Here is a 26,988-nt window from a genome sequence, read left to right as displayed (position 1 = left end):
CCTGTCACGTCAACCGTAACTGACCGTGTTGGGCCGAGGTGGGGCCCAGGTCGCCCAGTCGAAAGTGGCGACGGCACAATACCTGATAACGGACCGTGTTCGGTTCGCCCTCAGAACGTGATGCCGATGAAGATTCAACGACCATCTGCTCGGTATCCGCCACCACCACGGTGTCCCCGGCACGCAGCACCTCGCCGTCGGACACCCGCGCGTTGAACCGCCCCGTCTGCCCGCACCAGCACAGCACCTCGACCTGAACCGGCTGCAACTCGTCCGCCAGCTCGAACAACCGCGCCGCACCCGGGAACAGCACACTCCGGAAATCCGTCGCGATCCCGAAGCAGTACACGTCGATCTGGACGTCATCGGCCAGTTCGGCCAGCTGATCCACCTGATCGGGCGACAAGAACTGCGCCTCGTCGACGATCAGGTAATCCACATGCCGCCCGGCCGCCCACTGCTCACGCACCAGCAACCGCAGATCGGTCTCGTTCCCCACCTCGATCGCCTTGCGCGTCAACCCGATGCGGCTCGTGATCTGCGGCTCCCCGGACCGGTCGTGCCGCACCAGCACCATCCCGCGACGACCCTGCCGCGCGTGGTTGTGGTCGATCTGCAACGCCAGCGTCGACTTCCCGCAGTCCATCGGCCCGTAACAGAACTTCAGCTTCCCGACGACCGGCACACCCCGCCGTGAACCCGCCACCGGCACCGACGACAACGCGTCCGTGGGATCCGGGCCACTCTCCTTCAGTACGGTCACGACGCCCGACCCTATCGGCACCCTCCGCCCTCACAGCACCGCCGGTGGTCGGTTGCCCGCCGCCTCGATCGCCCGGCGCACCGGCACCAGCCACACGAACACGAAACCGAGCACGAAGAAGATCACCAGGGCGATGATCGCGTACCGGAACGAACCGGTGATCTGCCCGACCGCCGCGAACAACAACGGACCGAGCCACGACGTCCCCCGCTCACCGACCACGTACAGCGAGAAGTACTGCGCGTCCTTCCCCTCCGGGATCATCTGCCCGAACAACGACCGCGACAACGCGTTCGTTCCGCCCAGCACCAGCCCGATCCCGACCGCCACCGCGTAGAACTGCAACGGCTGACCGGCCTCGATGAAGAACGCGAAACACAACACGACCACCCAGGCCACCAGACTGCCCAGAATCGTCTTCTTCGCCCCGATCCGCGCCGCGATCGCACCGTGGATCATCGCCCCGGCGTACGCCAGGAACTGGATCACCAGGATCGTGACGATGAGCACCTGGGTGCTGTACTTCAGCTCGTCCTTGCCGTACTGCGCCGACACCGCCACCACCGTCGTGATCCCGTCGGTGAAGACCAGATAGCTCCCGAGGAACGCCAGCGTCAGGGGATAGGCCCTCGCCTCCTTGATCGTCTGCTTCAGCTCCTTGAACCCGGCCGTCAACACCGTCAGGCCCCGCGCGCTCGACTTCGGCACATGAGTCCGGGGGAGCGCACGCACCGCCGGGATCGTGAACACCGCCCACCAGATCCCCGAAGTCAGGAAACAGATCTGGATCGCCAGACCTTCGCTCACCCCGAAGAAGTCGTGCCCCATGAAGAACCCGAGCTGCAGCGCCAGCGCCAGACCGCCACCGAGATACCCGAAAGCCCAGCCCTTCGACGACACCGCGTCCCGCTCATCGGGCTCCGCGATGTCCACCAGGAACGAGTAGTAGACGACCAGGGCACCGCCATAACCGATGTTGGCCAGGATGAACGTCCAGACCCCGACCTCCCAGTTCGTCCCCGCGATGAAGAACATCGCCGCCGACGCCACCGCGCCCAGGAACGCGAACCCGCCGAGGATCCGCCGCTTGTGCCTGCTCCGGTCCGCGATCGCGCCGGCGATCGGCAGCACCAGCACCTGCGTCACCGTCGCGATCGACAGCAGATACCCCCACAGCGAACCCGCGGGGAACTGGAGCCCGAACAAAGAGACGTCACAGTTCTGAAGGGTGTTCGAAGCTCCACTCGAATCGGTGCACGCCCTGTCCCCGTTAAGGGTGAAATTCGCCTTCGCGTCCGCCGACGCGATCTCGCTCAAATAGAGCGCTCCGAAGACGGTGATCACCGACGAATAGAACGGCGAATTGGCCCAGTCGTAGAGGTACCAAGCCCGCCACACCCGCTTGCGTTCACGGGTCACGGCCACCGTCATGCACTGCTCCTGAAGTCGAGAACGTCGAGGTCAGCGGGAGACTACTGGCGATCACACCCACCTGTCCGGCACGAGTCCGGACCGTGTTCGTTTCGACGCGGGACGAACCCTTCCCCGACACCTTCCCGACCATCGGCGGTGTGTCGCTGCCACCATCCGCGTGTGTTTCGTGTGAGGCTGCTGTGCGAGGTGTGACTCTTGTGAAGCACGGGACCGGTACTTACTGTTCCGCTCATGAGGACCCATCGCCTTCGCACAGCACACCGCGTAGTGGCGAGAACGCTCCTGCTCGCCCTCGCCGTGACGGGCCTGCAGATCGCCACCACCGGATCCGCCGCCGCGGATCCCCACGGCTCTCACTGGGCCAAGCTCCGCATGTGTGAATCGAGCGGGCGCTACAACATCAACACCGGCAACGGCTACTACGGCGCCTACCAGTTCGACCTGCCCACCTGGCGCAGCGTCGGCGGCCAGGGACGACCCGACCAGGCCACCCCCCGCGAGCAGGACTACCGGGCCCTCTACCTCTACCGCATGCGCGGCTGGCAACCCTGGGAATGCGCCGGCAAACTCGGCTTCCGCAACGACAGCGACGGCCGCAGCAAACGCGTCCCGTCCTACGCCGACTCCGCCTACATCGGCGGGGGAGGACAACCCGCCCCGCCGCCTCCGCCCAAGCCGAAACCCGCACCGCCCGCACCGCCCGGCGGACCCAAACCCGCCTGGCCCGGCGTCGTCTACGCCTACGGCGACTGCGCCGCACCACTGAAGCAGTTCCAGCTCCGGATGAACGCCTTCGGCTACGGCTTCACCGGCACAGGCTGCTACTACGACAAAACCCGCGAAGCCGTCCTCGCTCTCCAGCGAGCCAACGGCATCAACGACTCAGGACGGCTCGGCCCCAAGACCTGGGACGCCGCCTGGAACGGCAAAGCACCCCGATAACCCCCGCATTCAGTCCTCTAAATGCGGTGTAAGCGCATTTAGAGGACGAAACGCGGAGCATCAGGAAGGCCAAGCGCCGCGTTCCCGGAGCACCTCACGCAGCAGATCCGGCCGGTCCGTCACGATCCCGTGCACCCCAAGATCCAGCAACAACCGCATCTCCGCCGGATCATCCACCGTCCACGTGTGCACCTCGAAACCCCCGCGCGTCGCCTGCCGCAGGAACGCCCGGTCCACCACCTTCAACCGCCCCTGCCGCACCGGCACCTGCGCCATCGCACCCCGCGACAACGCCCGCAACGACACCAGCGGCAAGAACCCGTTCGCCCACATCACCGCCACCGCACGCGGCCCCATCGCGGTCACCAGCTTCGGACCCGCCAGCTTCCGGATCCGCGCCAGCCGCGCGTCGGAGAACGACGCCGCCGCGACCCGGTCATACGCGCCGGTCCGCTCGATCGCCCGTACGAACGGCGCCACCGCCTCGTTCGACTTCACATCGATGTTGAACCGCGCCTCCGGCAGCTCCTCGAGCACGTCCTCCAGCCGCGACAACGGCGCACGACCGCCGACCTTGACCGTCCGCAACTGAGCCCACGTCTGCCGGGAGATCAACCCCGCACCGTCCGTCGTCCGGTCCAACGACGCGTCGTGATGAACGACCACCACACCATCCGACGTCGCGTGCACATCCGTCTCCAGATAGCGATAACCCTCGGTCACCGCCTGCTGGAAGGCGGGCAACGAGTTCTCCAACCCTTCCAGGTCACCGAGGTGCCAACCCCGATGGGCGAAGGCACGCGGTAGCGGATCGGCGAGGTACGGAAACAGTGTCGACACCCCACTAGTGTGCACTTCGGCCGTGGCCCCGGCATGATCGTCGGGTGGCCAGCTAGGGTCTGAACCGTGAGGGAAGTAGCCGAACACCCGAAGACGTCCGCCGAAGAGGTGTCCGAGCTACGCCGCGCGGGGGCACCCAAACACTGCGGATGGTGCGGCCGACGGCTCGAACAAGGCGGCAACGTCGGCAGGCGCCGCCGCTACTGCGGGCAATCGTGCCGCCAGCGCGCCTACGAACGCCGCACCGCCCTCCAGCGCAGCGGCCTCCCCGACGACGCCGTCGTCCTCTCCGACACCGAGATCGCCACCCTGCAGGACAGGCTCTTCCAACTCCGCTGCGCCGCCGAAGACGTCGTCACCGCGGCCGACGACGGCGCTTCCGCCGCCGAACTCCGCGGCCTCGCCGGCGAAATCGCCCAAGCCGCCAAGGACCTCGAACAACTCCGCTGAGCTACACGATCCCGTCCAGGGCCCGGTACGTCCGGTTGCTCGCGGCCGCCGCACGCTGCTCACGCCCGGTCGCCTCGATGTAGTTCTGACTGGTCGCAAGGCTCGCGTGCCCCAGCAAAGCCATGATCTCGGACGCGGTCGCGCCGTCCTCCGCCAGCCGTGTCGCAAACGTGTGGCGCAACGCGTGGAGGTTCGCCCCGACCGGCACGCGGTCGTGCAGCCCGGCCCACCGGTAGCAGGATTTGACGAGGTACTCCAGCGCGCCGCGGCCGATCGGCTCGCCCGCGCGATCCCGGAGGAGGGGAGTGGAGGGACCGAACCGCTGCTGGGGGAACCGACGACGGCAGGAGGCCAGATACCCCTCGATGATCTTCTCCATGATCGGCTGTACCGGGATCGACCGGTCGCGGCTTCCCTTGCCATGGACGTGCAACCGCATCTCACCCTGACGGCCGACCAGCGACCGCGACGTCAGCGCCCGCATCTCCGCGGCGCGCAACCCGGCGACCAGCCCCAGCGCGATCACCAGGACGTCCCGCTCGGGCCACGGATCCCGCGTCCGGCGCGAACCGTCGGCGGCGGCCGCGAGCAACTGCTCCGGAGTTTCCTCACCCCGCAACGGTTTCGGCGTCAGCGGAGGCGCCTTCGGCCGCGCGACCGCGCCCATCGGATTGCCCGCGAGCAACCCGTCGGACACGCAGAAAGTAAGGAACTGGTTCCAGGTCGACCACGCGCGGAGTACCGAACTCTTCGCATGAGTGTCCGCGAAGGCACCGAAGGCGTTGCGGAGCGCCTGGGCGGTGAGCATCTCGACGGTGAGGTCGTCAGGGGAGCGGTCCAACTCGCGAAGCAGAAGAGCAGTGATGCCGGCGAGGTCGCGGCGGTAGGCGTCGGTGGTGTGAGGAGAATCCTTACGGGGACGACGTGCGGCGAAAAAGGCTTGCTGTGCCTCGGAAACCCTCATGAACATCTTGTACCGCATGGCACCGACATTCTTACACTGGGTTATATTCCGTTTCATGCATAATAGTGATTATGCATGAAACGGAGTGATGGGTCCGGAAACCCCTTGCGGGGGATCTCGTTTCGCTCGCCGCCCCCCGAGGTTGCGCGACAGGTCGTTCCTGACGGTTTTCGTTCTCGAAAACCCGCTCATGACACTTGAGCCACCTGGTCGACGCTGGGCTCAGGCTGGCCGACTGGACGAGATCCATCGGCGCCATTGATCATCAACCACCCCGCGAGATCCACATCGATTCGTCACAGTGACGTATTGAGGCCGGGTGATCGGACATCCGCCCCAGATCTCCGGGGGCGCCCCGAGGCGTCACGGGAGATCTGGGGCGGGCTGAAGGGCGTCGTGCCCGCATCCGCTGCGGCGAGGGGCGCTTTCACTGCGTGACATGCGACGAAAATCCCCATCGCGGCTGCGTCAAGGACCCCTCTTGCCTCCTGATAACCAGGTCAGCCAAGTGCCGATAATGTACATTATGTCAAGTAAGATCTGTGCATGCTCTCCCTCGGTCTAAAGTGGGTCGTGGTTCCATGCCCTGGTGGTTCCTACCGAAGGTGAACTGCTGACGCGTTGACCGTTGCGAGGAATAGCCCAATTCGAGTTCGGCTGCGCGCGCTGGTTGATGAAGGGCTGTTCGGTGTCGGCGAAGCTGGACGCTTGACTGACTCCTGGGCGGAATCCTGCGGCGAATACGCGACACAGGATGTCGGGTATTCGGTGGAATGCTCGCGCTTCACCGAATACACGAAGGGCAAGCGAATCTCATGGGGTCTCGACTCAATCCGTACATCAGGTTCAACGGCACCACACGACAGGCGATGGAGTTTTACCACCGGGTGCTCGGCGGCAAGCTGGAGATCGGCACGATCTCGGACTTCGGTTCGCCGAACTCCCCCGACGCCGACAAGGTCATGCACGCCCAGCTCGACACCCCGCACGGATACACGCTGATGGCCTGCGACGTCGTCGGCCAGATCGAGGACGTGCCGCACTCCCCTGGCAACAACGTCGCGGTCTACCTCGGTGGCGACGGCGAACTCCGAGGCCACTTCGAGAAGTTGTCCGTCGGCGGCACCGTGACCATGCCTCTGGAGAAGCAGGTGTGGGGCGACGAGGCCGGTGCGCTCGTGGACAGGTTCGGGATCACCTGGATGGTCAACATCACCAACGCTACTTCGCGTCCGGAGGAACCAGGCGTCGGGTGATCCGGTCGAACAGTTCCACCAGTGGCTCGCTCACGTCCCGGCCGAACTCCGTCAGCCCGTAGGTGACCTGTGGGGGTGTCGTGGGCTCGACCTGCCGCCAGATCAGGCCGTCCTGGACGAGGGCGCGCAGGGACTGGGCGAGCATCTTCTCGCTGATCCCCCGGATGCTCTCGCGTAGCTCGTAGAAGCGGAGATCGTTGTGCTGCAACGAGATCAGCACCCAGATCCCCCATCGACTGGTGACGTGATCGACCACGTCACTGGCAGCGCAGTCGGTGTGAAACACCTCATACCGCGGCTCTACGTCGGCCGGTTTGAACTGCGAGCCTCCTGCCATGGGAAGAGCTTACCTCGGGGTATGAACTTACGAAAAGTTAGCCGCTGTCCCTAGCGTCGTCGCCACGTCAAGATCGAACGAAGGAGCTGTTCATGATCGTGGTGACCGGGGCTACCGGGAACATCGGCAGGCCGTTGACCGAGGCGCTGGCCGAGGCGGGAGAACAGGTGACGGCGGTGTCGCGGCATGTCGCGACGGCACCGGCCGGTGGTCGGCATGTGGTGGCCGATCTGGCCGAGCCCGGCGGGCTGGATCAGGCGTTGGTGGGAGCGAAGGCGCTGTTCCTGCTGCTTTCCGGCGATCTGCATGCTGTCGGGGCGAACCCTGCCGACATCATCGGCCGGGCTGCGGCCGCCGGGGTTGGCCGGGTGGTGCTGCTCTCCTCGTTGGGTGTGGCGACGCGACCGTTCGGTACGACGCGGGTCGCGATGCGCGCGCTGGAGGACGTGGTGCGGGAGTCCGGTTTGGACTGGGCCATCCTGCGGCCGGGTGGTTTCGCCTCCAATGCCTTGTGGTGGGCGGAGTCGGTCCGTTCGCGGCAGGTGGTCGCGGCGCCGTTCGGTGACACCGGGGTGCCGATCGTCGATCCGGCGGATATCGCGGAGGTCGCGGCCGCGTGTCTGCTGGACGAGCGACACCTTGGTGAGGTCTACGAGCTGACCGGTCCGGAGGTGATCACGCCGCGCGAGCAGGCTGAGGTCCTGGCTGCCGCGCTCGGTTCGCCGGTGCGGTTTCACGAGCTCACCCGTGCCGAGGCGAAGGCGGGTATGGCCCGGAGCATGCCGGCGGAGCTCGCGGACGACACGTTGGACATTCTCAGTTCTCCGACGCCGGCGGAAGTGCGTGTGAGCCCAGATGTGCATCGGGTTCTCGGCCGTGCGCCGCGGTCGTTCGCCGATTGGGCAGCGAGGAACGTCGCCGCGTTCCGCTGAGGGGTTCGCGCTATGGTCGTCCTCCGGAAGCGAACCTGGGGGTTGCCGAAATGTCCGAGAGCGCCGCTGTGCGTGTCGATCCGTCGAACGAGCGGATGTTGAAGGCGTGGGACGGTGACGACGGCGCTCTTTGGGCGAAGCGCGCGCAGCGTTTCAACGACGGTGTCGCCGCTTATCGCGACGCGTTCTTCGCCGCGGCCGGTATCCGACCGGCCGACAACATCCTCGATGTCGGGTGCGGTGCTGGGCAGACGACGCGGGATGCGGCGCGGTTCGCCGGCGGCGGTTCCGCGTTGGGTGTCGACCTCTCCGGTGAGATGCTGGTTCTCGCTCGTCGGCTCGCCGCGGAGGAAGACGTTCCCAACGTCTCCTTCGAACAGGTGGACGCGCAGATCCATCCGTTCGCCGAGGCGCGGTTCGACGTGGTGATCAGCAGGCACGGGTCGATGTTCTTCGGTACTCCCCTGGCCGCGTTCGCCAACTTGGCCAGGGCGACCCGGCCCGGTGGCCGTCTGGTGCTGCTGACGTGGCAACCGTTCCGGCTCAACGAATGGATCACCACGTTTCGGACGGTCTTCGCGGCGGGTCGTGAGGTGCCGTCGTCGGATCTCGCGCTGAGCGACCCGGCCGAGATCGAGAGGTTGCTGGTCTCGGCCGGGTACTCCGGCGTGCGGTGCACCGCGGTGAACGAGCCGATGTACTTCGGCCAGGACGTGGATGACGCGGCCGGGTTCATCGTCGAGCAGCACGGTGGCCGGTTGAGCGACCTGGATGAGGCCACACGCGCCGCGGCTGTGGACGCCTTGCGGGCTGATCTCGCCGAGCACCAGACCGACCGAGGTGTTTTCTACGGCTCGGCGGCCTGGCTCGTCGAGGCCCGGCGTCCTTGAGCTACTGCTTGCGGGCGATCAGGTAGGCCTGTTGCGTGTTTTCGAACTCCTCCGACGGTTCTCGGACGAGAGTGGAGAGCATGCTGAACTTCGCCTCCCCCAGCTGCTCGGTGATCTTCTCGGGTGGCAGGCGGTAGGCGTCGCAGGTGATGTCGTGCCCGTACGCGTGCTCGATGTGGCGTACTTCGTCGCCGACCTGGAAGGCCACGAGCAGGTGGCCGCCTGGGGCGAGGATGCGGTGGAAGTCGGCGAAGATCTCCGGCAGCCGCTCGCGTGGGGTGTGGATGATCGAGTACCACGCGACGACGCCGGCCAATGCGCCGTCCTCAATGGACAATCCGGGCATCTCCCCGACCTGGAAGTCGAGGTGAGGGTACGACTTGCGGGCGACGGCGACCATTTCCGGCGAGAGGTCGACGCCGTGGATGTCGAGCCCCAGCCGGTGGAGGTGTTCGGTGATGCGGCCGGGTCCGCAGCCGATTTCGGCGACGCGGCCGCCGCCGTCGGCCTGGACGAGCTCGGCGTAGGCGCCGAGTATGGCGCGGTCCCAGGTGGATCCGGCGAGGTGGCCGCGGAGGAGTTCGGCGTAGTCGGCCGCGACCGTGTCGTAGGCGGTGCGGGTCGTTTGGAGGTAGTCGGTCACGGCGGCGACCCTATCCCCTCGCCCCGACAACAATCGTCGCGTACAGGTCGTCGTCGGCTCTCACTTCGGGGGCCAATCCGTTGTGTGCCATGGCTTCCGCGGTCCAGGCGGCTTGACTTTCACCGGTTTCGATCAGCAGGTGCCCGCCCGGTGCGAGCCATTGTGGGGCTTCGGCGGCGACGCGGCGGTGGACGTCGACTCCGTCGTGTCCGCCGTCGAGGGCGACGCGGGGTTCGTGGTCGCGGGCTTCGGGCGGCATCATCGCGATGGCGTCGGTGGGGACGTAGGGGGCGTTGACGACCAGGATGTCGACGCGGCCTCGTAGCGTCGCGGGTAGTGGGGTGTAGAGGTCGCCTTCGAAGACCTCTCCCCCGGCTTGAGCGACGTTGATGCGGGCGCAGCGGACCGCGGCGGGCTCGATGTCGGCCGCGTAGAGCCGGATGTCGCCGAGTTCGGCGGCGATGGCGGCGCCGAGTGCGCCGGTTCCGCAGCAGAGGTCGAGGACGACCGCTCCTGGTCCCGCGAGGGTGGCGGCGTGGCGGACCAGGAGTTCGGATCGTTGCCGTGGCACGAAGACGCCGGGTTCGACGGTGATGCGCAGTCCGTGGAATTCCGCCCAGCCGAGGATGACTTCGAGCGGTTCGCCGTCGACGCGGCGTTGGATCATGGTGTCGAGTTCGTCGGGGGTTCGGGCTTCGGCGGTGATCAGGCGGGCCTCGTCTTCGGCGAAGACGCATCCGGCTGCCCGGAGCCTGTCGATGACGGTCACTGGTCTCGCAGTCTGGTGAGGATTCCGTCGAGGGCCTCGCGGACGGTGTCGGGGACGCCGTTGGTGCGCAGGTCGGTGAGGAATTGTTCGTTGAGCCCGCCGGGGGTCATGTGTTTGCCGGTGAGGGTTTCGAGGGAGCCGCTTCGCTGGACGAGTGAGTGTCCGAGCTGGCCGAAGATGTGGCTGGTGAAGGCGGTCGCCGTGGTGTCGTCGATGCCTTGGTCGGTCATCCAGGCGGCGATGGTGCCGAGGTAGTCGAGGTGGGCGGCGAAGGTGGCCGTGGCGCCGCTGAAGACGTCGAGGTCCTTCTCCGCGGCGGGGACGACGCTGCCGCCGATGCTGTCGAAGAGGGTTCGGGCTTCGGGGTTGTCGGGGTACATCGCGGTGAGGCTTTGGCGGCGGGCGGCCGGGGGCAGCGGAATGCTTCTGACGACTTCGCCGGCGGGGGCGGCCCAGTCACGCAGCCGGTCGAGGGGGACGCCGGCGAGGGCGCTGATCAGGACGTGTTCGGGTCGGAAGGTGAGGTCTCGGAGGACTTCTTCGGCGATCGGCGGGCGGACGGCGAGCACGATGGTCGTGGCGCTGTCGAGGACGGCTTGGTTGCTGTCGCGGACTTCGACGTTGGCGAAGCGTGCCGAGAGTTCTTGGCCGACGCTGCGGCTGCGGGGTGAGAGGAAGATCGAGGGCGGGTCGGTGATGTCCTTGCTGAGGCCTTCGACGATGGCGGCGGTGATCTCGCCCGCGCCGACGAATCCGTATTCCATGGTCAGGCTCCCGTGTGGCCGTCGACGCGTTCGCGGATGAGGTCGGCGTGGCCGTTGTGGCGGGCGTATTCGCCGATCATGTGGAGGTAGAGCATGCGCAGTGAGAACGGGTTTCCGCCGAGGTCGAAGGTGTCGTCGAGGGATCCTTCGGCGGTGGCTTCGTCGGCGAGGCGGATCTCTTCGAGGAGGATGTCGTACGCCTCTTCGGCTTTGGTTGCGTCGAGGACTTCGAAGTCGTGGTCCTTGCCGAGGGCGGGGTTGTAGAGGGGGTCGATGTCCTGTGCGGCGTAGCGCAGGCGGAACCAGAAGCGTTCGACCTTGGCGAGGTGCCGGACGAGGCCGAGGAGGGTCATGTTCGACGGCGGGACCGACGCCGTGGCGAGTTGTTCTCCGGTGAGGCCGGCGAGTTTGTGGAGGAAGGTGCCGCGGTGCCAGGCCAGCAGGGAGGGCAGGAGGGTCGGCTCGTCGGCGGCGGTGTCGCCGGATGGCCGGGTCACCTCCGGGGCGGTCCATGTCATAGCGGCGATCATGCCATCGGGTGACGTGGGGTTCGTGGTGTGCCCGCTGGGGTGAGCGGGGTCACGTGATGGCTGCTGAATCCTTTGGCGAGGGTCGCGGCTCTTGTAGGGGCCGGGACAAGCTCGGCGCAGGAGGAGGTTGTCGTGGAGGCCGAGTGGCCGAGGGAGTCGTTGATCGTGGCGGCGCAGGGTGGGGATACGTCCGCCATCGCCGCCCTGGTCTCGGGTTCCCATCCGCATGTGCAGCGGTTCGCGCGGTCGTTGTGTGCTTCGCCGGAGGACGCGGAGGATTCGGCGCAGGAGGCGCTGATCATCCTGTACCGGAAGATCGGCACGCTGCGTGCCACGGGTGCGCTCGCGTCGTGGATGTTCCGGATCGTGCGCAACGAATGCCTTCGCAGGGCGCGCCGGGCGGTGCGTGGTGCGGATCCGGCGGATTCCGTCGCGATGGTGTCGGCCGAGGAAGACGCGTTGGATCGGCTGGAGGCGCGACGGGTGGCCGCGGCGATCGCCGAGTTGCCCGCTGACCAGCGTCGCGTCTTGATCATGCGTGACATCCAGGGCCGTTCGGGTCGGGTGGTCGCGGACGCGCTCGGGCTGAGCACGGCCGCGATGAAGTCCCGGCTGCATCGCGCGCGGGCGACGGTTCGTGCCCTTCTCGACAGCCCCGCTTCCTGACCTTCGGTTGAGGAGTTTTCATGCTCGAAATCGGTTCCACGGTCCCTGACGTCGCGCTGGAGGACACGACAGGGCAGGTTGTGCGGCTTTCGGAGTTCCGCGGTACGGCAAGCGTGCTGATCTATTTCATGCGCTCGACCACGTGTCCGGTGTGCACCGGCCATGTGAAGGACCTCGCGGCGCGGTCGGAGGAGTTCGCGGCCGTTGGTGTGCGGGTGCTGGTGGCGGTTCCCGAGGGCCGGGCTGAGGCGAAGGTGTGGCGAGCGAAGCGCGGGTTGTCGCTTCGGGTGGTCTCGGGCCGGGACGGCACGCCGCATGAGGCGTTCGGTTTGGTGAAGAAGATGCTGCAGCAGTCGGGCAGTGTGCTGATCGACCGGGAAGGGGTGGTCCGGCATGCCCATGCGGCGACCATCCCGACCAGTGCTTATGACAAGAAGGGCATCGCCAGGGCGGTGGAAGGGCTCGCCAGGGTGCGTTGACTGAAGGTGTGAATCAGTGCTTCACTTCTTGGGTGCCGTATCGCCGTACACCGAAGGTCCAGGAGCGCCTGGACGCTCAGCGTGACGCCGTTCTCGCCGCCGCCATGGAGCAATTGGCCGAGCGCGGGTACGCGGGTTGTTCGGTGTCGGCGGTCGCCGAGCGGGCGGGCGTGGCGGTCGGGAGCGTGTACCGCCACTATCCCACCAAGGCCGCGCTGGTCGTGGAGTTGTTCCGCAAGGTCGTCACGCGTGAGGTCGAGGCTGTGCGCGAGGTGTCGGAACGGCCCGGCACGCCTGCCGAGCGGGTCGTGGCGGTCTTCGACACCTTCGCGAGCCGGGCGCTGAAGACGCCGCGGATGGCGTACGCGCTGCTGGCCGAGCCCGTCGACGCGCCGATCGAGGCCGAGCGGCTGGTGTTCCGGCGTGCCTTCCGTGACGTCGTGGCCCAGCACGTGGCCGACGGCGTCCGGTCCGGGGCGCTGCCCGCCCAGGACGCGGACGTCACCGCGGCGGCGCTCGTCGGGGCGGCCGCCGAGGTGCTGATCGGTCCGTTGACCACCGGCAGTGCGGACGAGGTGTCCGGACTGCGCACTTTCGTCCTGCGTTCCTTGGGAGGTTCCGATGCCGAGCACTCATGAGGTCACCAATCAGGTTCCGCCGCTGGCGGAGCACGACGTCGCCGCCGATCCGGCCTTGCTGGAGGGGCTGGAACGGGCGGGCGCCGGGTGGGCGGTGGCCGAGGTGCACTCCCTCGGCAGGCTCGCCGGCAGTGAGCACGTTCAGGAGTGGGGCAGGCTGGTCAACGAGAACGAGCCGGTACTGCGGACGCACGACCGGGTCGGGAACCGGATCGACGAGGTCGAGTTCCACCCGCATTGGCACGATCTCATGGATGTCGCGGTGTCGTATGGGCTGCACGCGGCGCCGTGGCGGGATTCGCGGCCGGGCGCGCACGCGGCGCGGGCGGCGAAGATGTATGTCTGGGGCCAGGTCGACGCGGGACACACGTGCCCGATTTCGATGACGTACGCGGCGATTCCGGCGTTGCGGTTCAATCCGGAGCTGTCCGCGCGGTACGAGCCGTTGCTGGCGGCGACGGAGTACGACTTCGGGTTGCGTGAGCCGAGTACGAAGCGCGGGCTCATCGCCGGGATGTCGATGACGGAGAAACAGGGCGGGTCCGACGTCCGGGCGAACACCACCACGGCGCGTCCGGTCGGCGACGGCGGTTATGTGATCGTCGGGCACAAGTGGTTCACCTCGGCGCCGATGTCGGACATGTTCCTGACGCTGGCGCAGGCACCGGGCGGGCTGTCGTGTTTCCTGCTCCCCCGGGTCCTGCCGGACGGTTCCCGCAACGGGATCCGGTTGCAGCGGCTGAAGGACAAGCTGGGCAACCGGTCCAACGCGTCGTCGGAGGTCGAGTACGACGACGCGATCGGCTGGCTGGTCGGCGAGGAAGGCCGCGGGGTGCGCACCATCATCGAGATGGTGAACAACACCCGGCTGGACTGCGCGGTCGGGAGCGCGTCGGGGATGCGGTACGGCGCCGTGCGGGCGGTGCACCACGCGCGGCATCGTCGCGCGTTCGGAGCGAACCTGGTGGATCAGCCGCTGATGGGCAACGTGCTGGCGGACCTCGTCGTGGAGTCCGAGGCGGCGACGACGGTCGGGATGCGGCTCGCGTCGGCCACCGACCGGCCGGAGGACGAGCAGGAGCAGGCGTTCCGGCGGCTGGGGCTGGCGGTGACGAAGTACTGGGTGTGCAAACGCGGTCCGTCGCATGCGGTGGAAGCGCTGGAATGCCTCGGCGGGAACGGGTACGTCGAGGAGTCGGGGATGCCGCGGCTCTATCGTGAGGCTCCGCTGATGTCGATCTGGGAGGGTTCGGGCAACGTCGCGGCCCTGGACGCGTTGCGGGCGATGGCAAAGCAGCCGGAGTCGGTGGCGGCGTATTTCGCGGAGGTCGAGCAGGCGTCCGGCGCCGACACGCGGCTGGACGACGCGGTGGGACGGCTACGCAAGGAGCTGTCGGATCTCTCGGACATCGAGTACCGGGCGCGGCGGCTGGTCGAGTCGATGGCGTTGGTGCTGCAGGGTTCGCTGCTGGTGCGACACGGGACGCCGGCGGTGGCCGACGCGTTCTGCGCGTCGCGCCTCGGCGGCGACTGGGGTGTCGCGTTCGGGACGCTTCCGTCCGGTGTGGACACTCGGGCGATCATCGCCCGTGCGGAGGTCTGAGTTTTAGGCGGTGGAGCGCTCCTGGCGGCTGGATGTCCAATTGATGCATGTACGGTTCCGCGCGGGGTCGTGAGTGGCAAAGGGCGTTAGAACGACCCAAAACACTCACGATCCCGCGCAAAGACTCACAAATCGCCTGAATCGGGCACCCGGCGTCCATTCGAGTCCTGCTGGACAGTCGAGATCCAGGTCTCTTGGCTGAGCCCCAGACCGGCAGCTATGCGACACGCGAGGAATCTCCTGTCACCGAACGCTCTGTGCCCGTATGACCACGTCGTGCGCCGGTCCGGCCGGTTCCCCCGGCCGGACCGGCGCCGCGCACTGCGAACGGCCGCAGGATTGCGGAATTCGGGTGCATCCAGGAGCCCGCGTGTCGGCTACGTTCGTCGGTCATGGTCGATCGCCGAAGATGCCTGGTCCTGGTTCCCCTGGCGCTGTTCGCCGCCGGTTGCGCGGCGGCCGAGCCGACGCCGATCTTCGCCGCGGCGAGTTCGAGACCGTCGGCGGAGAGCGTGCCGTTGATGGAGGCGGCGGTCCCGTCCGGCGCGCCGTTCGTGTCGGCGGACGGACGGAACCTGAGGGCCTGCGCCGATGGGGAGTGCGAGGTGCTGGTCCGGACCGGAGACCAGATCCCCAACGACGGCGGCGCCGGTCCGCTCGCGGTCGCTGTCCAGGCGGGGAAGGTGGGCCTCGCCCCGGCTTCCGGCGGGATGGGCGGGGCGATGTCCGGTCCGGCGGGGGCCGTCCACCAGATCAACCGGCAGGTGATCGCCGTCGTCGCGGTACAGGGTGACGAGGGGATCGTCCGGCTCAGCCGGAAATAGCGGATCAGTTCAGGCCGGCGACGAATTCGCTGAGCAGCCGGTTCGCCGTCGCGGAGGTACAGGCGGTCGAAGTCGGCGCGTGCCACCTTGCGCCGGAATTCTCCCCGGTAGGACGGGTCACCGGCGTCGTGCACGGTGTCGGTGAACCACGTCGCGAACGCCTGGTAGTTCCACACCTCGCGCAGGCGCGTCTCGGAACAGGAATCGAGCGGGCCCGGATCACCGTTCTCGTAGAAGTGGATCAGGGCGTCGGCGAAGACGTCGGCGTCGTGCAGCGCGAGGTTCATGCCCTTCGCGCTCATCGGGGGGACGATGTGCGCGGCGTCGCCGAGCAGGTGGAGCCTGCCGTGGCTCATCGGGCTGATCACCTCGCCGCGCAGCGGCAGCAGTTGTTTCTCGACGATCGCGCCCCTTGCGGCGAGTGGTTCACCGAACCGCGTCTCGAGTTCACTCCAGATCCGCTCGTCCGGCCAATCCTCGGCGGTGTCGTCGAGCGGGCACTGGAGATAGAACCTGCTCGCCCGCGGTCCTCTGCCGAACTGGGCGGCGAATCCGCGCCGGTGGATCGCCATCACCGCCTGCTGGGTGGCGGCCGCCTCGGCGAGGACCACCAGCCACGCGTAGCCGTATTCGTGGGTGTGGCGGGTGATCCTGTCTTCGGCGAGGGCGGCCCGGGACGCGCCGCGGTTGCCGTCGCATCCGGCGATGAAGTCGCCTTCGACGATCGATCCGTCGCCGAGCCGGACGCGCGGGCGTTCTCCGTCGATGTCCTCCACGGACACCTCGGTGTCGAACCGCAGGTCGCCTCCGTCCTGTTCGAATACGGCGATGAGGTTCCGGACCAGGACCTGCTGGGGGCAGAACCGGCCTTCCCGGTGTTCTTCCACGGCGAGCGTCAGTGGCCTCGGCTGTCCGTCGACGCGGAAGCCGAGACTGGGTTCGACGGGCGTCCCGCCGACGACGCGGTCTTCGAGTCCTCGTTTCCGGAAGACGCGGGTCGCTCTGGTGTCGATGACTCCGGCGCGCTGTCGTTGCTCGACGTGCTCGCGGCTGCGCCGTTCGAAGATGACGCAGCCGATTCCCTCGCGTAGCAGGAAGTTGCCGAGCGCGAGTCCGGACACGCCTGCTCCGACGATGAGGACTGGTTTGTTCTCTTTCCCTGTAAGCATGCTTCGAGTCTTGCCCGGGGCGACGGTGTCGCACTACCGGTATCGTGACTTCTTATGCTGGAATCCCGCCAACCGCTGGGCGACACCGGCTGGGGCTCCATGGCCCACGGGCAGGTGGTGGGCTCGCACTCCCATACCCAAGGGCAACTGCTTTATCCCTCGGCGGGCGCGCTCGCGACCACGACGGAACGGGGCACCTGGCTCGCCCCGGCGAACCGGATCACCTGGACGCCGCCGGGCTTCGAGCATTCCCACCGCGCCTACGGCGAGACCGAGATCCGGCGGATCGAACTGCCCGTCCGGCTCTGCCGGTTCCTTCCCGCCGTGCCGTCGGTCTTCGCCGTGACACCGTTGCTGCGTGAGGCGCTGCTGGCGCTCAGCAACGGACGCACTCGCGGCCCAGGACCCCGGCACCGGCTCCGCGGGCTGATCATCGACGAACTCACCGACGCCCCGCCGCAGGAGCTGTACCTGCCCGAACCCGTCGATGACAGGCTGCGCGCGGTGACTTCGCTGCTGCATGCCGATCCGGCGAATTCGGCGACGTTGCGTGAACTCGGCCGGGCCACCGGCGCCAGCGAGCGTGTGTTGAGCCGGCTGTTCCAGGGAGAACTCGGGGTGAGCTTCCGGCGGTGGCGGAGCATGCTCCGCGTGCAGCATTCCCTCGTCCTGCTCGGCGACGGCCACGCGGTGACCACCGTCTCGGCCCGGCTGGGGTGGGCGAATCCCACCAGTTTCATCAAGGCGTTCGTCGCCGTCGTCGGTGAGACGCCCGGGCGGTACCAGGCCGGACTGGGTCGAAGGTGATCCCTGTACCTACTAGTATGTACGGCATGCATGCGATGCAGTACGAGATCACCCTGCCCGCCGACTACGACATGGGCATCATCCGCGAACGCGTCGCCACGCGCGGGCATCTGCTCGACGACTTCGGCGGCCTGGGGCTGAAGGTCTACGGGATCCGTGAGCGCGGCGTCGACGGCTCGACGCTGAACCAGTACTCGCCCTTCTACCTGTGGCACGACGAGGCCGGGATGAACGCGTTCCTGTTCGGCGGCCCGTTCAGCGGCATCGTCGAATCCTTCGGTCGTCCCGCCGTGCAGCACTGGACCGTGCTCGGCTTCGAGGAAGGACCCGCGTTCGGCACTCCCCCGGCCGCGGCGGGAAAACACGTCGTGCGAATCCCCGACGAGACCGACCCGGTCGCTTTCCTCGGCGAAGCTCTCGACGGACTTCGCGAGCACCTCCGCCAGGACGGCGCGCATTCGGGCGCGCTCGCCGTCGACCCGCGGACCTGGCAGGTCATCCGCTACAGCCTGTGGACCACTGAGGCGCCGGAGACGGACGAGACCCGGTACCGGATCCTCCACCTGTCCTCGCCGCACCTGGATCAGCTGCGGCGAGGACGGCAGTGGGATCAGCCGAGTAATGCGGCGAACAGCGCGCCGGGATCGGTTTCGGGCGGCCCCGCGGGCCACTGATCCCGGTACGGATACCAGAGCCCGTCCTTGCCCAGCCGCACCTGCACGCCCGTTCCGTGGACGGTGCAGTGGTTGCGTTCGACGTCCAGCCCCTGACCGGGATCGTCCACGACCTCGGCGAACGCGGCACGTGCCCGGCCCATCGCCTGCGGCGGCGGGGTCCACGCGGTCTCCAGGACGTCGAGACCGGCCCGGCCGCCGTGCCGCCAGGCGAGCACCGCGCGGTCGAAGTCGTCGCCGCTCTCGGCCGGGCGCAGCCTGTCGGCGGTCTCCGGACGAGTCGCGGCTAGGCGGACGGCATCTTGTTTGCGGGTGGGCTTCGGCTGCGACGACAGCAGCGCACCGGCCATCTGTCCGGCGTTCGCGACCAGCAGGGCGAAGGTCTCGGCCGGAATGCCGGGCGCCCCGGGCACGGTCGGGCCCCCGGTGGGAGCGAATCCGGCGAGATCCGGCAACGGACCCGGCTCGTCGGCGTACGCGCGCTCGGCCGGGACTTCGTCGTCCCCGGTGCGCACGAACCGAGGCGCGTTGCGTCGCTGCAGTTCGTCGAGCAGTTCCCGCTCCCCCTTGCCTCGCATCAGCAGCAGCACGAAGGGATCCGCGTCCAGCAGCCACGAAGCCTGGAACGACAGCGCCGCGGCGTGACGGCACGGCAACTCCCAGCCTGGGCAGTCGCAGTCCGGGTCGAGGTCGCCGATCCCGGGCAGCAGATGCACCCCGGCGTCGTCGGCGGCCTCGACGAGATCGTGCGGCATGTCCCGGTCCAGCAAGGCGGCGAGATGCCCGGCCCTCGAGGCGACCCGGTCCAGGAACCGGTCCCACTCGTCGCCGGTCAGCTCCGCGAGACGGACCTCGGTGCGGTACTGGCCCTCCTGGTCGTCGACCACGGCGGCGATCCGCCCCGGGCTGACCGTGATCGGACCGACCCGGCCCGCCGCGGCGTACTTGCGGCCCTGTTTGAGCTGGCGCAGATCCAGCGCGGTGTCCTCCATCGCGCTGATCCACGCGCGGCCCCACCACGAGCGGGCGAACTGGCCACGCCCGCCTTGGGCGCCGAAGGCGGGGAAACCGCGGACGCGGTCGTCTGGCGTGCTCATCGGCGGCTCCTCAACTCGACCAGGTCGGCCAGCTCGGCGTCGGTCAGTTCGGTCAGTGCGGCCTCGCCACCGGCGAGTACCGCGTCGGCGAGGGCACGCTTCTCCCGCAGCATCGCCGCGATCCGGTCCTCGACCGTGCCCTCGGCGATGAGCCGGTGCACCTGCACCGGCCTGGTCTGCCCGATCCGGTACGCGCGGTCGGTCGCCTGGTCCTCCACCGCGGGGTTCCACCAGCGGTCGTAGTGCACGACGTGATCGGCGCGGGTCAGGTTAAGCCCGGTCCCCGCCGCCTTGAGCGACAACAGGAACACCGGCACCTCACCGGCCTGGAACCGGCGCACGAGTTCCTCGCGTTTGGGCACCGGCGTTCCGCCGTGCAGCAACTGCGTGCCGATCCCGCGCTGCGCGAGGTGCCGTTCCAGCAGCCGCGCCATGACGACGTACTGGGTGAACACCAGCACCGACCCGTCCTCGGCGAGGATCGTGCCCAGGAGCTCGTCGAGCAGTTCGAGCTTGCCCGACCGCCCGTCCAGCACCGCTTCCGACGGCTCCTTGAGGTACTGCGCGGGATGGTTGCAGATCTGTTTGAGCCCGGTGAGCAGCTTGACGATCCGGCCCCGGCGCGCGATGCCCTCGCTGCCGGCGATCTCGGCCATCAGCTCGCGCACTGTCGCCTCGTACAGGGCCGCCTGCTCGGCGGTGAGCGTCACCGGCCGGTCGGTCTCCGTCTTGGGCGGCAGCTCCGGCGCGATCCCCGGATCCGATTTGCGACGGCGCAACAGGAACGGGCGGACGAGCCGGGACAGCCGTTCCGCGGCCTCGGGGTCCTTTCCGGACTCGACCGGTTTCGCCCACACCCGGCGGAAATCGGCCATGGTGCCGAGCAGTCCCGGTGTCGTCCAGTCCAGGATCGCCCACAACTCGGCGAGGTTGTTCTCCACCGGGGTGCCCGTCAGTGCCACCCGTGCCGACGACTTCAGCGTCCGCAACGCCTTCGCCGTGCCGGAGCGGTAATTCTTGACGTGCTGCGCCTCATCGGCGACCAGCAATCCCCAGTGGACACTCGCCGGCGGTTCCGGGTCGGCGCGCAGGGTGCCGTAGGTCGTCAGCACGAAGCCGCCGTCGAGATCCTCGAGCGAGCGTTCGGCACCGTGGAACCGGCGCACCGGGACACCGGGGGCGAACCGGGTGATCTCGCGTTCCCAGTTCCCCAGCAAAGATGCCGGGCAGACGACCAGCGTGGGCCCGTCGGCACGATGCAGGTGCAGCGAGATCAGCGTGATCGTCTTGCCGAGCCCCATGTCGTCGGCGAGACAACCGCCGAGCCCGATCGACGTCATGGCGGTGAGCCACTGCAGGCCGCGCATCTGATAGTCGCGCAGGGTCGCGGCCAGACCTCGTGGCGGTGCCTGCGGTTCGGGCGGCGCGAGCAGCCGTTCCCGCAACGCGGCGAGCCAACCGTCGGTGAGGACGTCGACGCGTTCACCGTCGACCTCGGCCGTCCCGCTCAGGGCGGCGCCGAGCGCGTCGATCGGCGTGAGCGGCTTCAGCGCGCGATCCCGCGCCTTCGCCGCCAGCGCCGGATCGACGAGCACCCACTGGTCGCGCAACCGCACGACCGGACGGTGCGCCTCGGCCAGTGCGTCCATCTCGGCCGCGGTGAGCGGTGCGCCGCCGAGCGCCAGCTGCCAGTCGAACTGCAGCAGCGTGCCGCCGGCGAAGAACGACGGGAGGTCGGCAGGCGGCGCGGCACCGCCGCCGACGACGGCCTTCGCGCTCAGATCGCGGACGAGATCGGCGGGCCAGTGCACGTCGATCCCCGCCGTGGCCAGCAGCGGCGCGGCCGTGGTGAGCAGCTCGGTGATGTCGGTGTCGCGGAGCCCGACCTCATCGGGCACCGCGGCGCTCAGCAGAGGCTCCAGCGGTGGCCACAGTTGCGCGGCCCGGCGAAGGGCCAGCATCACGTCGATCCGCGCTCGCGGGCCGAACCGGTCGTCACCTGCCCAGAGCGCGGCGGCGTCGATCAGGACGCCGGGGTCGGCGAGGCTGTGCACCTGGACGACCCCGCTGAAGCGCCCGGTGGTGAAGTCGTCGCCCGGTGCCTCGACGCGCACCGAGACCCGGACACCGGAGTCCAGCCCTGCCGCAACCTCGGCCGCCCAGTCCCGCAACTGCGGTAGGTGATGCGCGGGTGCGGCGGCGAACGCTTTGACGCCCGCCGCCTGCGCGGCCGCGGGCGTGCGGGGAAGTGTGTCGGCCACGGCGTCGAGGAACGCGCGCAGCAACGGATACCGCGCGGGGAGCAGGTTTCCCTCGCCCGGAATCGCTCGTGCCCGCGCCGGCATCGCTTCGGACAACTCGCGCAGCCACGCGGCGTCGGCGGGTTCCAGCGGGCCCGCGCGCCAGGCGTCCACATCGGACTCCGTGAGCCCGGGCAGCAGCCTGCCGGCCTCGGCGAGCTTCAACGCCGCCGCGGCCGCGGTGCTCCAGAAACGCGCGGAGGGATCGTCGCTCTCACGAAGCCGCAGCAGCGCGGGGAGCGCCTCGGCCATCGGTAGCCGTACGCACGGCACCGTGGCGACCTCGGGGAGAGCGACTGTCACCTCCCCGGTCCCCGGCGTGTTCCCCCCGGCGTTCCAGAAGACGAATCCGCTGGTCCGCGGGGGATTCTTCGGTTCGAAAACGACACTGCCGAAACCGTCGTGAGACGCCACTCAACCCCAATCTCTGTACGGTGTACAGTTCAGGATAACACAACTCTGTACACTGTAGAGAGAACGTGATGACAGACGCGGACCACACCGGCACGGGCGATCCACGGCGGACCATCGAACTGCTCTGGGGTGTGCGCGAGAAACCCCGCCGTGGCCCCAAACCGAAGCTCACCGTCGAGGAGATCGTCACCGCCTCGATCGAACTGGCCGACACCGAGGGCATCACCGCGCTGTCGGTGCGCCGGGGCGCGGAGAAGCTCGGCGTCTCCCCCATGACGATCTACACCTACATCCCCGGCCGCGCCGAACTGCTCGACCTGATGATCGACCGGGTCCACGGCGAACTGACCGATCCGCCGGAGAGTCACGACTGGCGGGTCACGATGACGATTCTCGCCGAGGACGCCTGGGAGATGTACCACCGGCACCCGTGGATGCTCCAGCTCACCACCGGACGTCTCCCCCTCGGCCCGCACACCTTCGCCAAACACGAACGCGAACTGAGGGCCGTCGACGCGATCGGGCTTACCGACCTGGAAATGGACGCGGTGGTCGCGATGGTCAACGGATTCGTCCAGGGCATCGCGCGCGGTTCGGTCGAATCGGCGAGTCTCGTCCGGCGATCCGGGCTGACGGACATGGAGTGGTGGACGGCCAGCGCGCCCGTGCTCGCGGAGATCCCCGAAGCCGACGCCGGGCTGTTCCCGCTCGCGGCGCGGATCGGGCAGGCCGCCGGGGAGACACACGGTGCGGCGAGCGCGCCGCTGCACACCTTCCGGTTCGGGCTGGCGCGGATTCTGGACGGGGTCGAGCAACTGGTGAACGGTGGTTCCGGCACTTCGGGCGCCGAACTGCCTTCGTGAGCACGTGGAGGTGCCTTCGTCGGCCGGGTCCTGGCAGCTTCTCGGCCGTCCATAAGGGATATTTTCCGAGGTGTCAGTGCCCGAGTTGAGCGATTTGTGCGGTTCCTCGGGGGGTGAGTTAGAACCAAGTGGTAAGGGGCGTTGGAGTCAGGGGTGTCTCAGATACCTGCTGATTGTGGCGGCAGTGGACCTGCGCGATCGCCACCCGGGGCGCAGCAACACCACCAGCCCCTTTCAGTCACAGCAAGGGCGGCGGTACGGGGTCGCTCCAGTCTCGTGAGTGTTTTGGGTCGTTAGAACAACCATTACCACTCACGACCCCCGCACAAGACCGCGCACATGGGCATCAACCAGGCATTTCGAAACGTGAAAGTGTCCCTTGTGGACACTGGCATACGGTCGGCCACTGAGCCGCTCAGATCACTTGCCGCGTCGTCGCAGTGAGCGGTAGAGCAGCCACAGCGCCAGCGCGACCGGGGTCAGGACCGCAGTGACCAGGATTCCCGCGAACATCCCATAGCCGTGCGGATCGAAGGCCAAGCCGGTCGCGCCGAGCACCGCGCGGCCGATGAGCAGCACGATCACCGCGGCGACGCAGACGAACGCGCCCAGCACGACGCGCCGCAGCACCGTTCGCGAGGCACTATCCATGAGCCGTCACTCCGGGTCGGGAGTGCAGATGGTCAGGAACGACTTCCGGTTCTCGCGCTGCACGGCCGCCGCGTCCAGCCAGCCGCTCCGGCCGAACAGGTACCTGCCGGACGGATGCTGGGCCGACTCACGCAGCACCTGGGCGACGTCGGCCTTGGCGCCGTTCGCCTTCGGGCCGTCGACGGCGACACTGACCGACCCTGCCTTGGTCCAGTCGTACCCCGCGGGCAGCGGTGTCCGTATCTGGAGCGGGCCACCGGTATCCGGAAAGGACACCCCGAGCAGGTCCAGGTGCTCGACCCGTACCCCCGGCCGCGGCGCGGTCCACACCTGTTCGGTGCTCGCCTGGGTGCCGGAGTCGAACGTCAGCCTCAGACCGGTGACGCCCTCGCACGGAGTTCCCGTCCACAGTTTCAGCACACCGTCCTCGACCCGGAATCCGGCCTCCGGTGGCAGCGACGGCGCGAACTGCGCCCTGGTGTCGCACGCCGCGGTCACCGCCACCACGAGCAAGGCGGCGCAGGCGACGCGCGAACCCCTAGTGATATCCGCCATCGGTCAGTCCCGCGTCTTCCTCGGTTTCGTTGCCGCCGGTGACCTGCTCCCACGCGTAGGAGGCGAGGAAGCCGGCATAGCCTTCGCGCGCCCATTGCTGGGAGTGGCGCTCCTCGTGGTGCAGCAACCGGTCCAAGTCGAGCGAACCCTCGGACGCGCCGTTGTCGCCCTCGTACCAGGCGTTGCCCGACTTCACGACCTCTCGGAGTTGCTGCGCCGGATCCTTCGCGTCGTCGATGTTCAGCATGAACGTGTCACCCCAGGCGGTTCCACCTTGCTGGCTGAACTGGTCCTGGACGAGGTTCCCGCCAAGGCCCATCATCATGCCGTTCGGGGTGGTCACCAGCCGCCCGCCGTTGCCGTGCACGAAGCCCACGTCGTCGTCGTAGCTCCAGGAGTTCTCCCGTTGCCGGTCGGTGATCCGCCGCAGCTCCTCGGATCCGTACGGGGTCGGCGCGAAGTCGGTCTTCTCGCCTTCGGTGCCGTAGTCGGTGCCCGCGTTCAGGATGTAGGTCATCCGGACCGCCTTGGCGGCGTCGTCCCCGCTGATGCCGGTCGGCATCAGGAAGTACGACTTGAACGTCCCGTCGCCGTCCTCGTCCTCGCGGATCTCTTCCATACCGTCGAGGACCTTGAAGTCCTCGGGCGTGATGTCGTGTTCGTCGGCGATCTTCTTGATGGTGTCGATCGACACGCCCCGGCGTACGGCGTTCTCGAGCCACTGCCGGTAGTGCCCGGACGCGGGTGGCCCGGTCAGCAGCCCCGCCTCGCGCAGGGACTGCTCCATCTCGATCACCTTGGCGTCGATCTCCCCGCTCTTCTTCGCTCCTGCGAGGGTGGTCGCTCCGTCGTCGCTGATCTCGCCGTCCTGCGCGAGTCGCATCACCCGGGCGAGGGCGGCGTCGATGTTGTTCGCCGCCGTGAGGATCGCCTTGGTTTCCTGCTTCAGCTGCGTCCTGATGGTTTCGCGGTGCCGTCGGGACTCGGCGTACTCTTCGGCCTCGAACCGCGATTTCGGCGGCGGGTCGGCGGGTTTGTCGTCCACGAGCGCGCCGTCGGCGGCGATGCGGAACTGGTAGGTATGGGCGAGGGAGTCGTTGTTGGCGACCCTGCTCTTGAGGGCGGTCACCTCGTCCGACGCGTTCTGCAGGGCGGTTTCGACGGCGGACAGTTCCGCGACCAGGACCTCGGCCTTGTTCCGCGTGTCGCCCAGCGAACCGCGGGCGCGCTCACCGGCCGCGCCGCGCCAATCGGGCAGTTTCCGGGCGTCGTCGAGTTCGTCCTGCAACCCGACGAGCTTGTCCCGCCGCCCACTCAGGTTGGTGGCCGTCGTGTCGAGCGCCTCGGCGTCCCATTTGCGGACGTCGTCGTAGCCGATCGTCATCCTCCGAATGCCTCCTTCGCGGAGTTCTCGTTTTCGGAGTAGGTGTTCGCGGCCTTCGTGATCGAGTCGCTCCAGCCGTCGATCTCGCCGGCCCACCCCTTCGCCCGCTCGGTGAACGTCGACGCCAGCGTCGGCGCGCTCTTCGCGGCCTCACCACCGGGCAGCGCCGTCGCGATCGCCTCCACGCCGGTGCCCGGTTCCACGGCTCTGGCCTGGTCCGCGGCGGATCCCGCCGCCTTGGCCGCGTTCCGCAGCTGACCGATCTGGACCTCGTACCCGCTCACAGCCGGTGGACTCTACTTGAGCTCGGAGGCCTCCACAGGCGATTTGGGCGATTCTTCGACGACCGGAGGACGGGCGAGTTCGGCCAGTTGCCGGACGACGTCGTCGTATCGCGCCTGATCCGCGACGGCACGGGCCTGTGCGCGCTCCAGTTCTTCGGCCAGGGCCGTCGCCCGGGCTTCGGCGAGACTCCTGGCCGTGTGCTCCTGAGCGAGTTCGGCTCGGACACGGTCCAGATCTCCACGCAGCGCGGCCGATTCCGCCCGCGCGGCGGCACAGTCCTTTTCGGACACCGTCGCCCTGGCCTTCGCCTCGTCGAGCCGGTCCAGCAGCGCTTCGAGTTCCGCGACCGCCCTGGCCAGAGCCGTGTCCCGCTCGCCGAGTTCCGCCGAAAGCCGGGTCTTCTCCTCCCGGACGGCCGCGAAGTCCTCGCGCAGCGTCCGGAGGTCGGACACCAGCGCGTCGCGGGCGCGTTCGGCCGCCACGGTCGCGGCTTCGGCGGCGCCCCGGCCACGTTCGTGCGCGGCGACTTCGGCCCACGAACGCCGGCGGGTCTCCTCGGCGTCCTTCAGCGCCTCTTCGGCGACGCGTTCCGCTTTGGCCTTGGCCATCTTGTCGTCGCGGGACGCCGCCAGCGCGGTCGCGCGAGCGGTGTCGGCCTTCGCCGCCGCCTGCTGCGCGTCCTCGGCCTCGCGCCGGGCCGCGGCCGCGTCGGTTTCGGCTTCGGTAACCCGGCCGAGAGCCGCCTCGGCGGCGTTGTCGAATCGCGAGCGCATGGCGTCCAGCAGTTCCACGAGCGACGCCGCGGCCGGGGTGAACTCGTCGGCGATCCGGCGGACCTCCAGCAGCGGATCGGCCACGCTCGCCACGGCGGCCGCCCGCCGGGCGCGCGACGCGGCGTCGGCGTGGGTCTTGCCGCAGTAAGCCGAAGGCCTGCCGCCCTTGCGTTTCCCGTCGGCGTCCACCGCCGGCGGGGGCAAGGGATTCTCGCAGCCCTCCAGCGCACACAGCCGGACCTCGTCGGCGTCCGTATCGATCACCGCAGCAGGGTAGCGCTGCCCGCCCGTG

Annotated in this window: 29 protein-coding genes; 12 read left to right on the top strand and 17 right to left on the bottom strand. The window is 68.4% G+C overall.

Annotation, left to right across the window (positions count from 1 at the left end):
- Positions 1-4: 4 nt before the first annotated feature.
- Both ACLJQ7_RS04075 and ACLJQ7_RS04070 read right to left on the bottom strand, forming a co-directional pair.
- Complete coding sequence (locus ACLJQ7_RS04075; protein ID WP_034320681.1) at positions 5-763, bottom strand: thymidine kinase; 759 nt, start codon at positions 761-763, stop codon at positions 5-7.
- Between the two features lie 30 nt (positions 764-793).
- Complete coding sequence (locus tag ACLJQ7_RS04070) at positions 794-2,194, bottom strand: MFS transporter (RefSeq protein WP_410646780.1); 1,401 nt, start codon at positions 2,192-2,194, stop codon at positions 794-796.
- A gap of 270 nt (positions 2,195-2,464) precedes the next feature.
- Here ACLJQ7_RS04070 and ACLJQ7_RS04065 point away from each other — a divergent pair, with 270 nt between their 5' ends.
- A complete protein-coding gene (locus tag ACLJQ7_RS04065; protein ID WP_410646779.1) occupies positions 2,465-3,139 on the top strand; it encodes a transglycosylase family protein in 675 nt (224 codons plus the stop codon).
- Between the two features lie 60 nt (positions 3,140-3,199).
- On the opposite strand, the gene ACLJQ7_RS04060 is transcribed toward ACLJQ7_RS04065, so the two are convergent.
- Positions 3,200-3,979, bottom strand: coding sequence for a glycerophosphodiester phosphodiesterase (locus ACLJQ7_RS04060; RefSeq protein WP_410646778.1), 780 nt, complete (start codon positions 3,977-3,979; stop codon positions 3,200-3,202).
- Between the two features lie 66 nt (positions 3,980-4,045).
- On the opposite strand from ACLJQ7_RS04060, the gene ACLJQ7_RS04055 reads away from it, so the two are divergent.
- The gene (locus tag ACLJQ7_RS04055) at positions 4,046-4,429 is read left to right on the top strand and encodes a hypothetical protein (protein WP_410646777.1); all 384 of its coding nucleotides are present in this window, start codon (positions 4,046-4,048) and stop codon (positions 4,427-4,429) included.
- Position 4,430: 1 nt separating this feature from the next.
- Here ACLJQ7_RS04055 and ACLJQ7_RS04050 read toward each other — a convergent pair whose 3' ends face one another.
- Positions 4,431-5,411, bottom strand: coding sequence for a tyrosine-type recombinase/integrase (locus ACLJQ7_RS04050; RefSeq protein ID WP_410646776.1), 981 nt, complete (start codon positions 5,409-5,411; stop codon positions 4,431-4,433).
- A 797-nt stretch (positions 5,412-6,208) separates the two neighbouring features.
- Between ACLJQ7_RS04050 and ACLJQ7_RS04045 the strand changes: the two genes are divergently transcribed.
- Entirely contained in the window at positions 6,209-6,649 is a 441-nt protein-coding gene (locus ACLJQ7_RS04045) for a VOC family protein (protein ID WP_410646775.1), read from the top strand.
- Here the strand turns inward: ACLJQ7_RS04045 and ACLJQ7_RS04040 are convergent.
- On the bottom strand, positions 6,615-6,986 hold the full coding sequence (locus ACLJQ7_RS04040; protein ID WP_410646774.1) for a winged helix-turn-helix transcriptional regulator: 372 nt from the start codon (positions 6,984-6,986) through the stop codon (positions 6,615-6,617). The two genes, ACLJQ7_RS04045 and ACLJQ7_RS04040, sit on opposite strands and share 35 nt — an antisense overlap.
- 92 nt (positions 6,987-7,078) lie before the next feature.
- On the opposite strand from ACLJQ7_RS04040, the gene ACLJQ7_RS04035 reads away from it, so the two are divergent.
- A complete protein-coding gene (locus tag ACLJQ7_RS04035) occupies positions 7,079-7,918 on the top strand; it encodes an SDR family oxidoreductase (RefSeq protein ID WP_410646773.1) in 840 nt (279 codons plus the stop codon).
- 50 nt (positions 7,919-7,968) lie between these two features.
- Positions 7,969-8,808, top strand: coding sequence for a class I SAM-dependent methyltransferase (locus ACLJQ7_RS04030; RefSeq protein WP_410646772.1), 840 nt, complete (start codon positions 7,969-7,971; stop codon positions 8,806-8,808).
- Position 8,809: 1 nt separating this feature from the next.
- On the opposite strand, the gene ACLJQ7_RS04025 is transcribed toward ACLJQ7_RS04030, so the two are convergent.
- The 4 genes from ACLJQ7_RS04025 to ACLJQ7_RS04010 are packed head-to-tail and all read right to left on the bottom strand — an operon-like array spanning position 8,810 to position 11,502.
- Positions 8,810-9,451 (bottom strand): class I SAM-dependent DNA methyltransferase, encoded by a 642-nt coding sequence (locus ACLJQ7_RS04025; RefSeq protein ID WP_410646771.1) that lies wholly within the window; start codon positions 9,449-9,451, stop codon positions 8,810-8,812.
- Positions 9,452-9,461: 10 nt separating this feature from the next.
- Complete coding sequence (locus tag ACLJQ7_RS04020; RefSeq protein WP_410646770.1) at positions 9,462-10,220, bottom strand: putative protein N(5)-glutamine methyltransferase; 759 nt, start codon at positions 10,218-10,220, stop codon at positions 9,462-9,464.
- A complete protein-coding gene (locus ACLJQ7_RS04015; protein ID WP_410646769.1) occupies positions 10,217-10,984 on the bottom strand; it encodes an NAD(P)-binding domain-containing protein in 768 nt (255 codons plus the stop codon). The genes ACLJQ7_RS04020 and ACLJQ7_RS04015 overlap by 4 nt, the downstream gene beginning before the upstream one ends.
- Before the next feature lie 2 nt (positions 10,985-10,986).
- Positions 10,987-11,502: a DinB family protein gene (locus tag ACLJQ7_RS04010; protein ID WP_410646768.1), complete on the bottom strand. Its 516-nt coding sequence runs from the start codon at positions 11,500-11,502 to the stop codon at positions 10,987-10,989.
- 144 nt (positions 11,503-11,646) lie between these two features.
- Here ACLJQ7_RS04010 and ACLJQ7_RS04005 point away from each other — a divergent pair, with 144 nt between their 5' ends.
- From ACLJQ7_RS04005 to ACLJQ7_RS03990, 4 genes are read left to right on the top strand one after another with little or no spacing between them, the layout of a single operon-like run.
- On the top strand, positions 11,647-12,180 hold the full coding sequence (locus ACLJQ7_RS04005) for an RNA polymerase sigma factor (protein ID WP_410646767.1): 534 nt from the start codon (positions 11,647-11,649) through the stop codon (positions 12,178-12,180).
- Positions 12,181-12,200: 20 nt separating this feature from the next.
- On the top strand, positions 12,201-12,659 hold the full coding sequence (locus ACLJQ7_RS04000; RefSeq protein ID WP_410646766.1) for a peroxiredoxin family protein: 459 nt from the start codon (positions 12,201-12,203) through the stop codon (positions 12,657-12,659).
- Between the two features lie 32 nt (positions 12,660-12,691).
- Positions 12,692-13,297, top strand: coding sequence for a TetR/AcrR family transcriptional regulator (locus tag ACLJQ7_RS03995; RefSeq protein ID WP_410646765.1), 606 nt, complete (start codon positions 12,692-12,694; stop codon positions 13,295-13,297).
- Positions 13,281-14,900, top strand: a complete 1,620-nt coding sequence (locus ACLJQ7_RS03990; protein ID WP_410646764.1) for an acyl-CoA dehydrogenase family protein — start codon at positions 13,281-13,283, stop codon at positions 14,898-14,900. Before ACLJQ7_RS03995 ends, ACLJQ7_RS03990 begins: the two co-directional genes overlap by 17 nt.
- Before the next feature lie 217 nt (positions 14,901-15,117).
- Here ACLJQ7_RS03990 and ACLJQ7_RS03985 read toward each other — a convergent pair whose 3' ends face one another.
- Positions 15,118-16,893 (bottom strand): 4-hydroxybenzoate 3-monooxygenase, encoded by a 1,776-nt coding sequence (locus ACLJQ7_RS03985; RefSeq protein WP_410646763.1) that lies wholly within the window; start codon positions 16,891-16,893, stop codon positions 15,118-15,120.
- A gap of 54 nt (positions 16,894-16,947) precedes the next feature.
- On the opposite strand from ACLJQ7_RS03985, the gene ACLJQ7_RS03980 reads away from it, so the two are divergent.
- Complete coding sequence (locus ACLJQ7_RS03980) at positions 16,948-17,700, top strand: AraC family transcriptional regulator (protein ID WP_410646762.1); 753 nt, start codon at positions 16,948-16,950, stop codon at positions 17,698-17,700.
- Positions 17,701-17,726: 26 nt separating this feature from the next.
- On the top strand, positions 17,727-18,374 hold the full coding sequence (locus ACLJQ7_RS03975) for a DUF4865 family protein (RefSeq protein ID WP_410646761.1): 648 nt from the start codon (positions 17,727-17,729) through the stop codon (positions 18,372-18,374).
- Here the strand turns inward: ACLJQ7_RS03975 and ACLJQ7_RS03970 are convergent.
- Complete coding sequence (locus ACLJQ7_RS03970) at positions 18,311-19,471, bottom strand: SWIM zinc finger family protein (protein WP_410646760.1); 1,161 nt, start codon at positions 19,469-19,471, stop codon at positions 18,311-18,313. The two genes, ACLJQ7_RS03975 and ACLJQ7_RS03970, sit on opposite strands and share 64 nt — an antisense overlap.
- Complete coding sequence (locus ACLJQ7_RS03965; protein WP_410646759.1) at positions 19,468-22,185, bottom strand: DEAD/DEAH box helicase; 2,718 nt, start codon at positions 22,183-22,185, stop codon at positions 19,468-19,470. Before ACLJQ7_RS03965 ends, ACLJQ7_RS03970 begins: the two co-directional genes overlap by 4 nt.
- A 68-nt stretch (positions 22,186-22,253) precedes the next feature.
- On the opposite strand from ACLJQ7_RS03965, the gene ACLJQ7_RS03960 reads away from it, so the two are divergent.
- Positions 22,254-23,048 carry a TetR/AcrR family transcriptional regulator gene (locus ACLJQ7_RS03960; protein ID WP_410646758.1) on the top strand — a complete coding sequence of 265 codons (795 nt, stop codon included), beginning with the start codon at positions 22,254-22,256 and terminating at the stop codon, positions 23,046-23,048.
- Between the two features lie 420 nt (positions 23,049-23,468).
- On the opposite strand, the gene ACLJQ7_RS03955 is transcribed toward ACLJQ7_RS03960, so the two are convergent.
- The 5 genes from ACLJQ7_RS03955 to ACLJQ7_RS03935 are packed head-to-tail and all read right to left on the bottom strand — an operon-like array spanning position 23,469 to position 26,960.
- Positions 23,469-23,699 carry a hypothetical protein gene (locus ACLJQ7_RS03955; RefSeq protein WP_410646757.1) on the bottom strand — a complete coding sequence of 77 codons (231 nt, stop codon included), beginning with the start codon at positions 23,697-23,699 and terminating at the stop codon, positions 23,469-23,471.
- Between the two features lie 6 nt (positions 23,700-23,705).
- Positions 23,706-24,254 carry a hypothetical protein gene (locus tag ACLJQ7_RS03950; protein WP_410646756.1) on the bottom strand — a complete coding sequence of 183 codons (549 nt, stop codon included), beginning with the start codon at positions 24,252-24,254 and terminating at the stop codon, positions 23,706-23,708.
- Positions 24,238-25,638, bottom strand: coding sequence for a WXG100 family type VII secretion target (locus tag ACLJQ7_RS03945; protein WP_410646755.1), 1,401 nt, complete (start codon positions 25,636-25,638; stop codon positions 24,238-24,240). Before ACLJQ7_RS03945 ends, ACLJQ7_RS03950 begins: the two co-directional genes overlap by 17 nt.
- On the bottom strand, positions 25,635-25,922 hold the full coding sequence (locus tag ACLJQ7_RS03940; protein WP_410646754.1) for a hypothetical protein: 288 nt from the start codon (positions 25,920-25,922) through the stop codon (positions 25,635-25,637). The genes ACLJQ7_RS03945 and ACLJQ7_RS03940 overlap by 4 nt, the downstream gene beginning before the upstream one ends.
- Positions 25,923-25,934: 12 nt before the next feature.
- Positions 25,935-26,960, bottom strand: a complete 1,026-nt coding sequence (locus tag ACLJQ7_RS03935; RefSeq protein WP_410646753.1) for a hypothetical protein — start codon at positions 26,958-26,960, stop codon at positions 25,935-25,937.
- Positions 26,961-26,988: the final 28 nt, after the last annotated feature.

The organism is Amycolatopsis sp. cmx-4-54 (assembly GCF_046548895.1).
Lineage (GTDB): Bacteria > Actinomycetota > Actinomycetes > Mycobacteriales > Pseudonocardiaceae > Amycolatopsis.
Note: the sequence above shows the minus strand (reverse complement) of the source record. Positions and strands in the feature narration are given on the sequence as shown.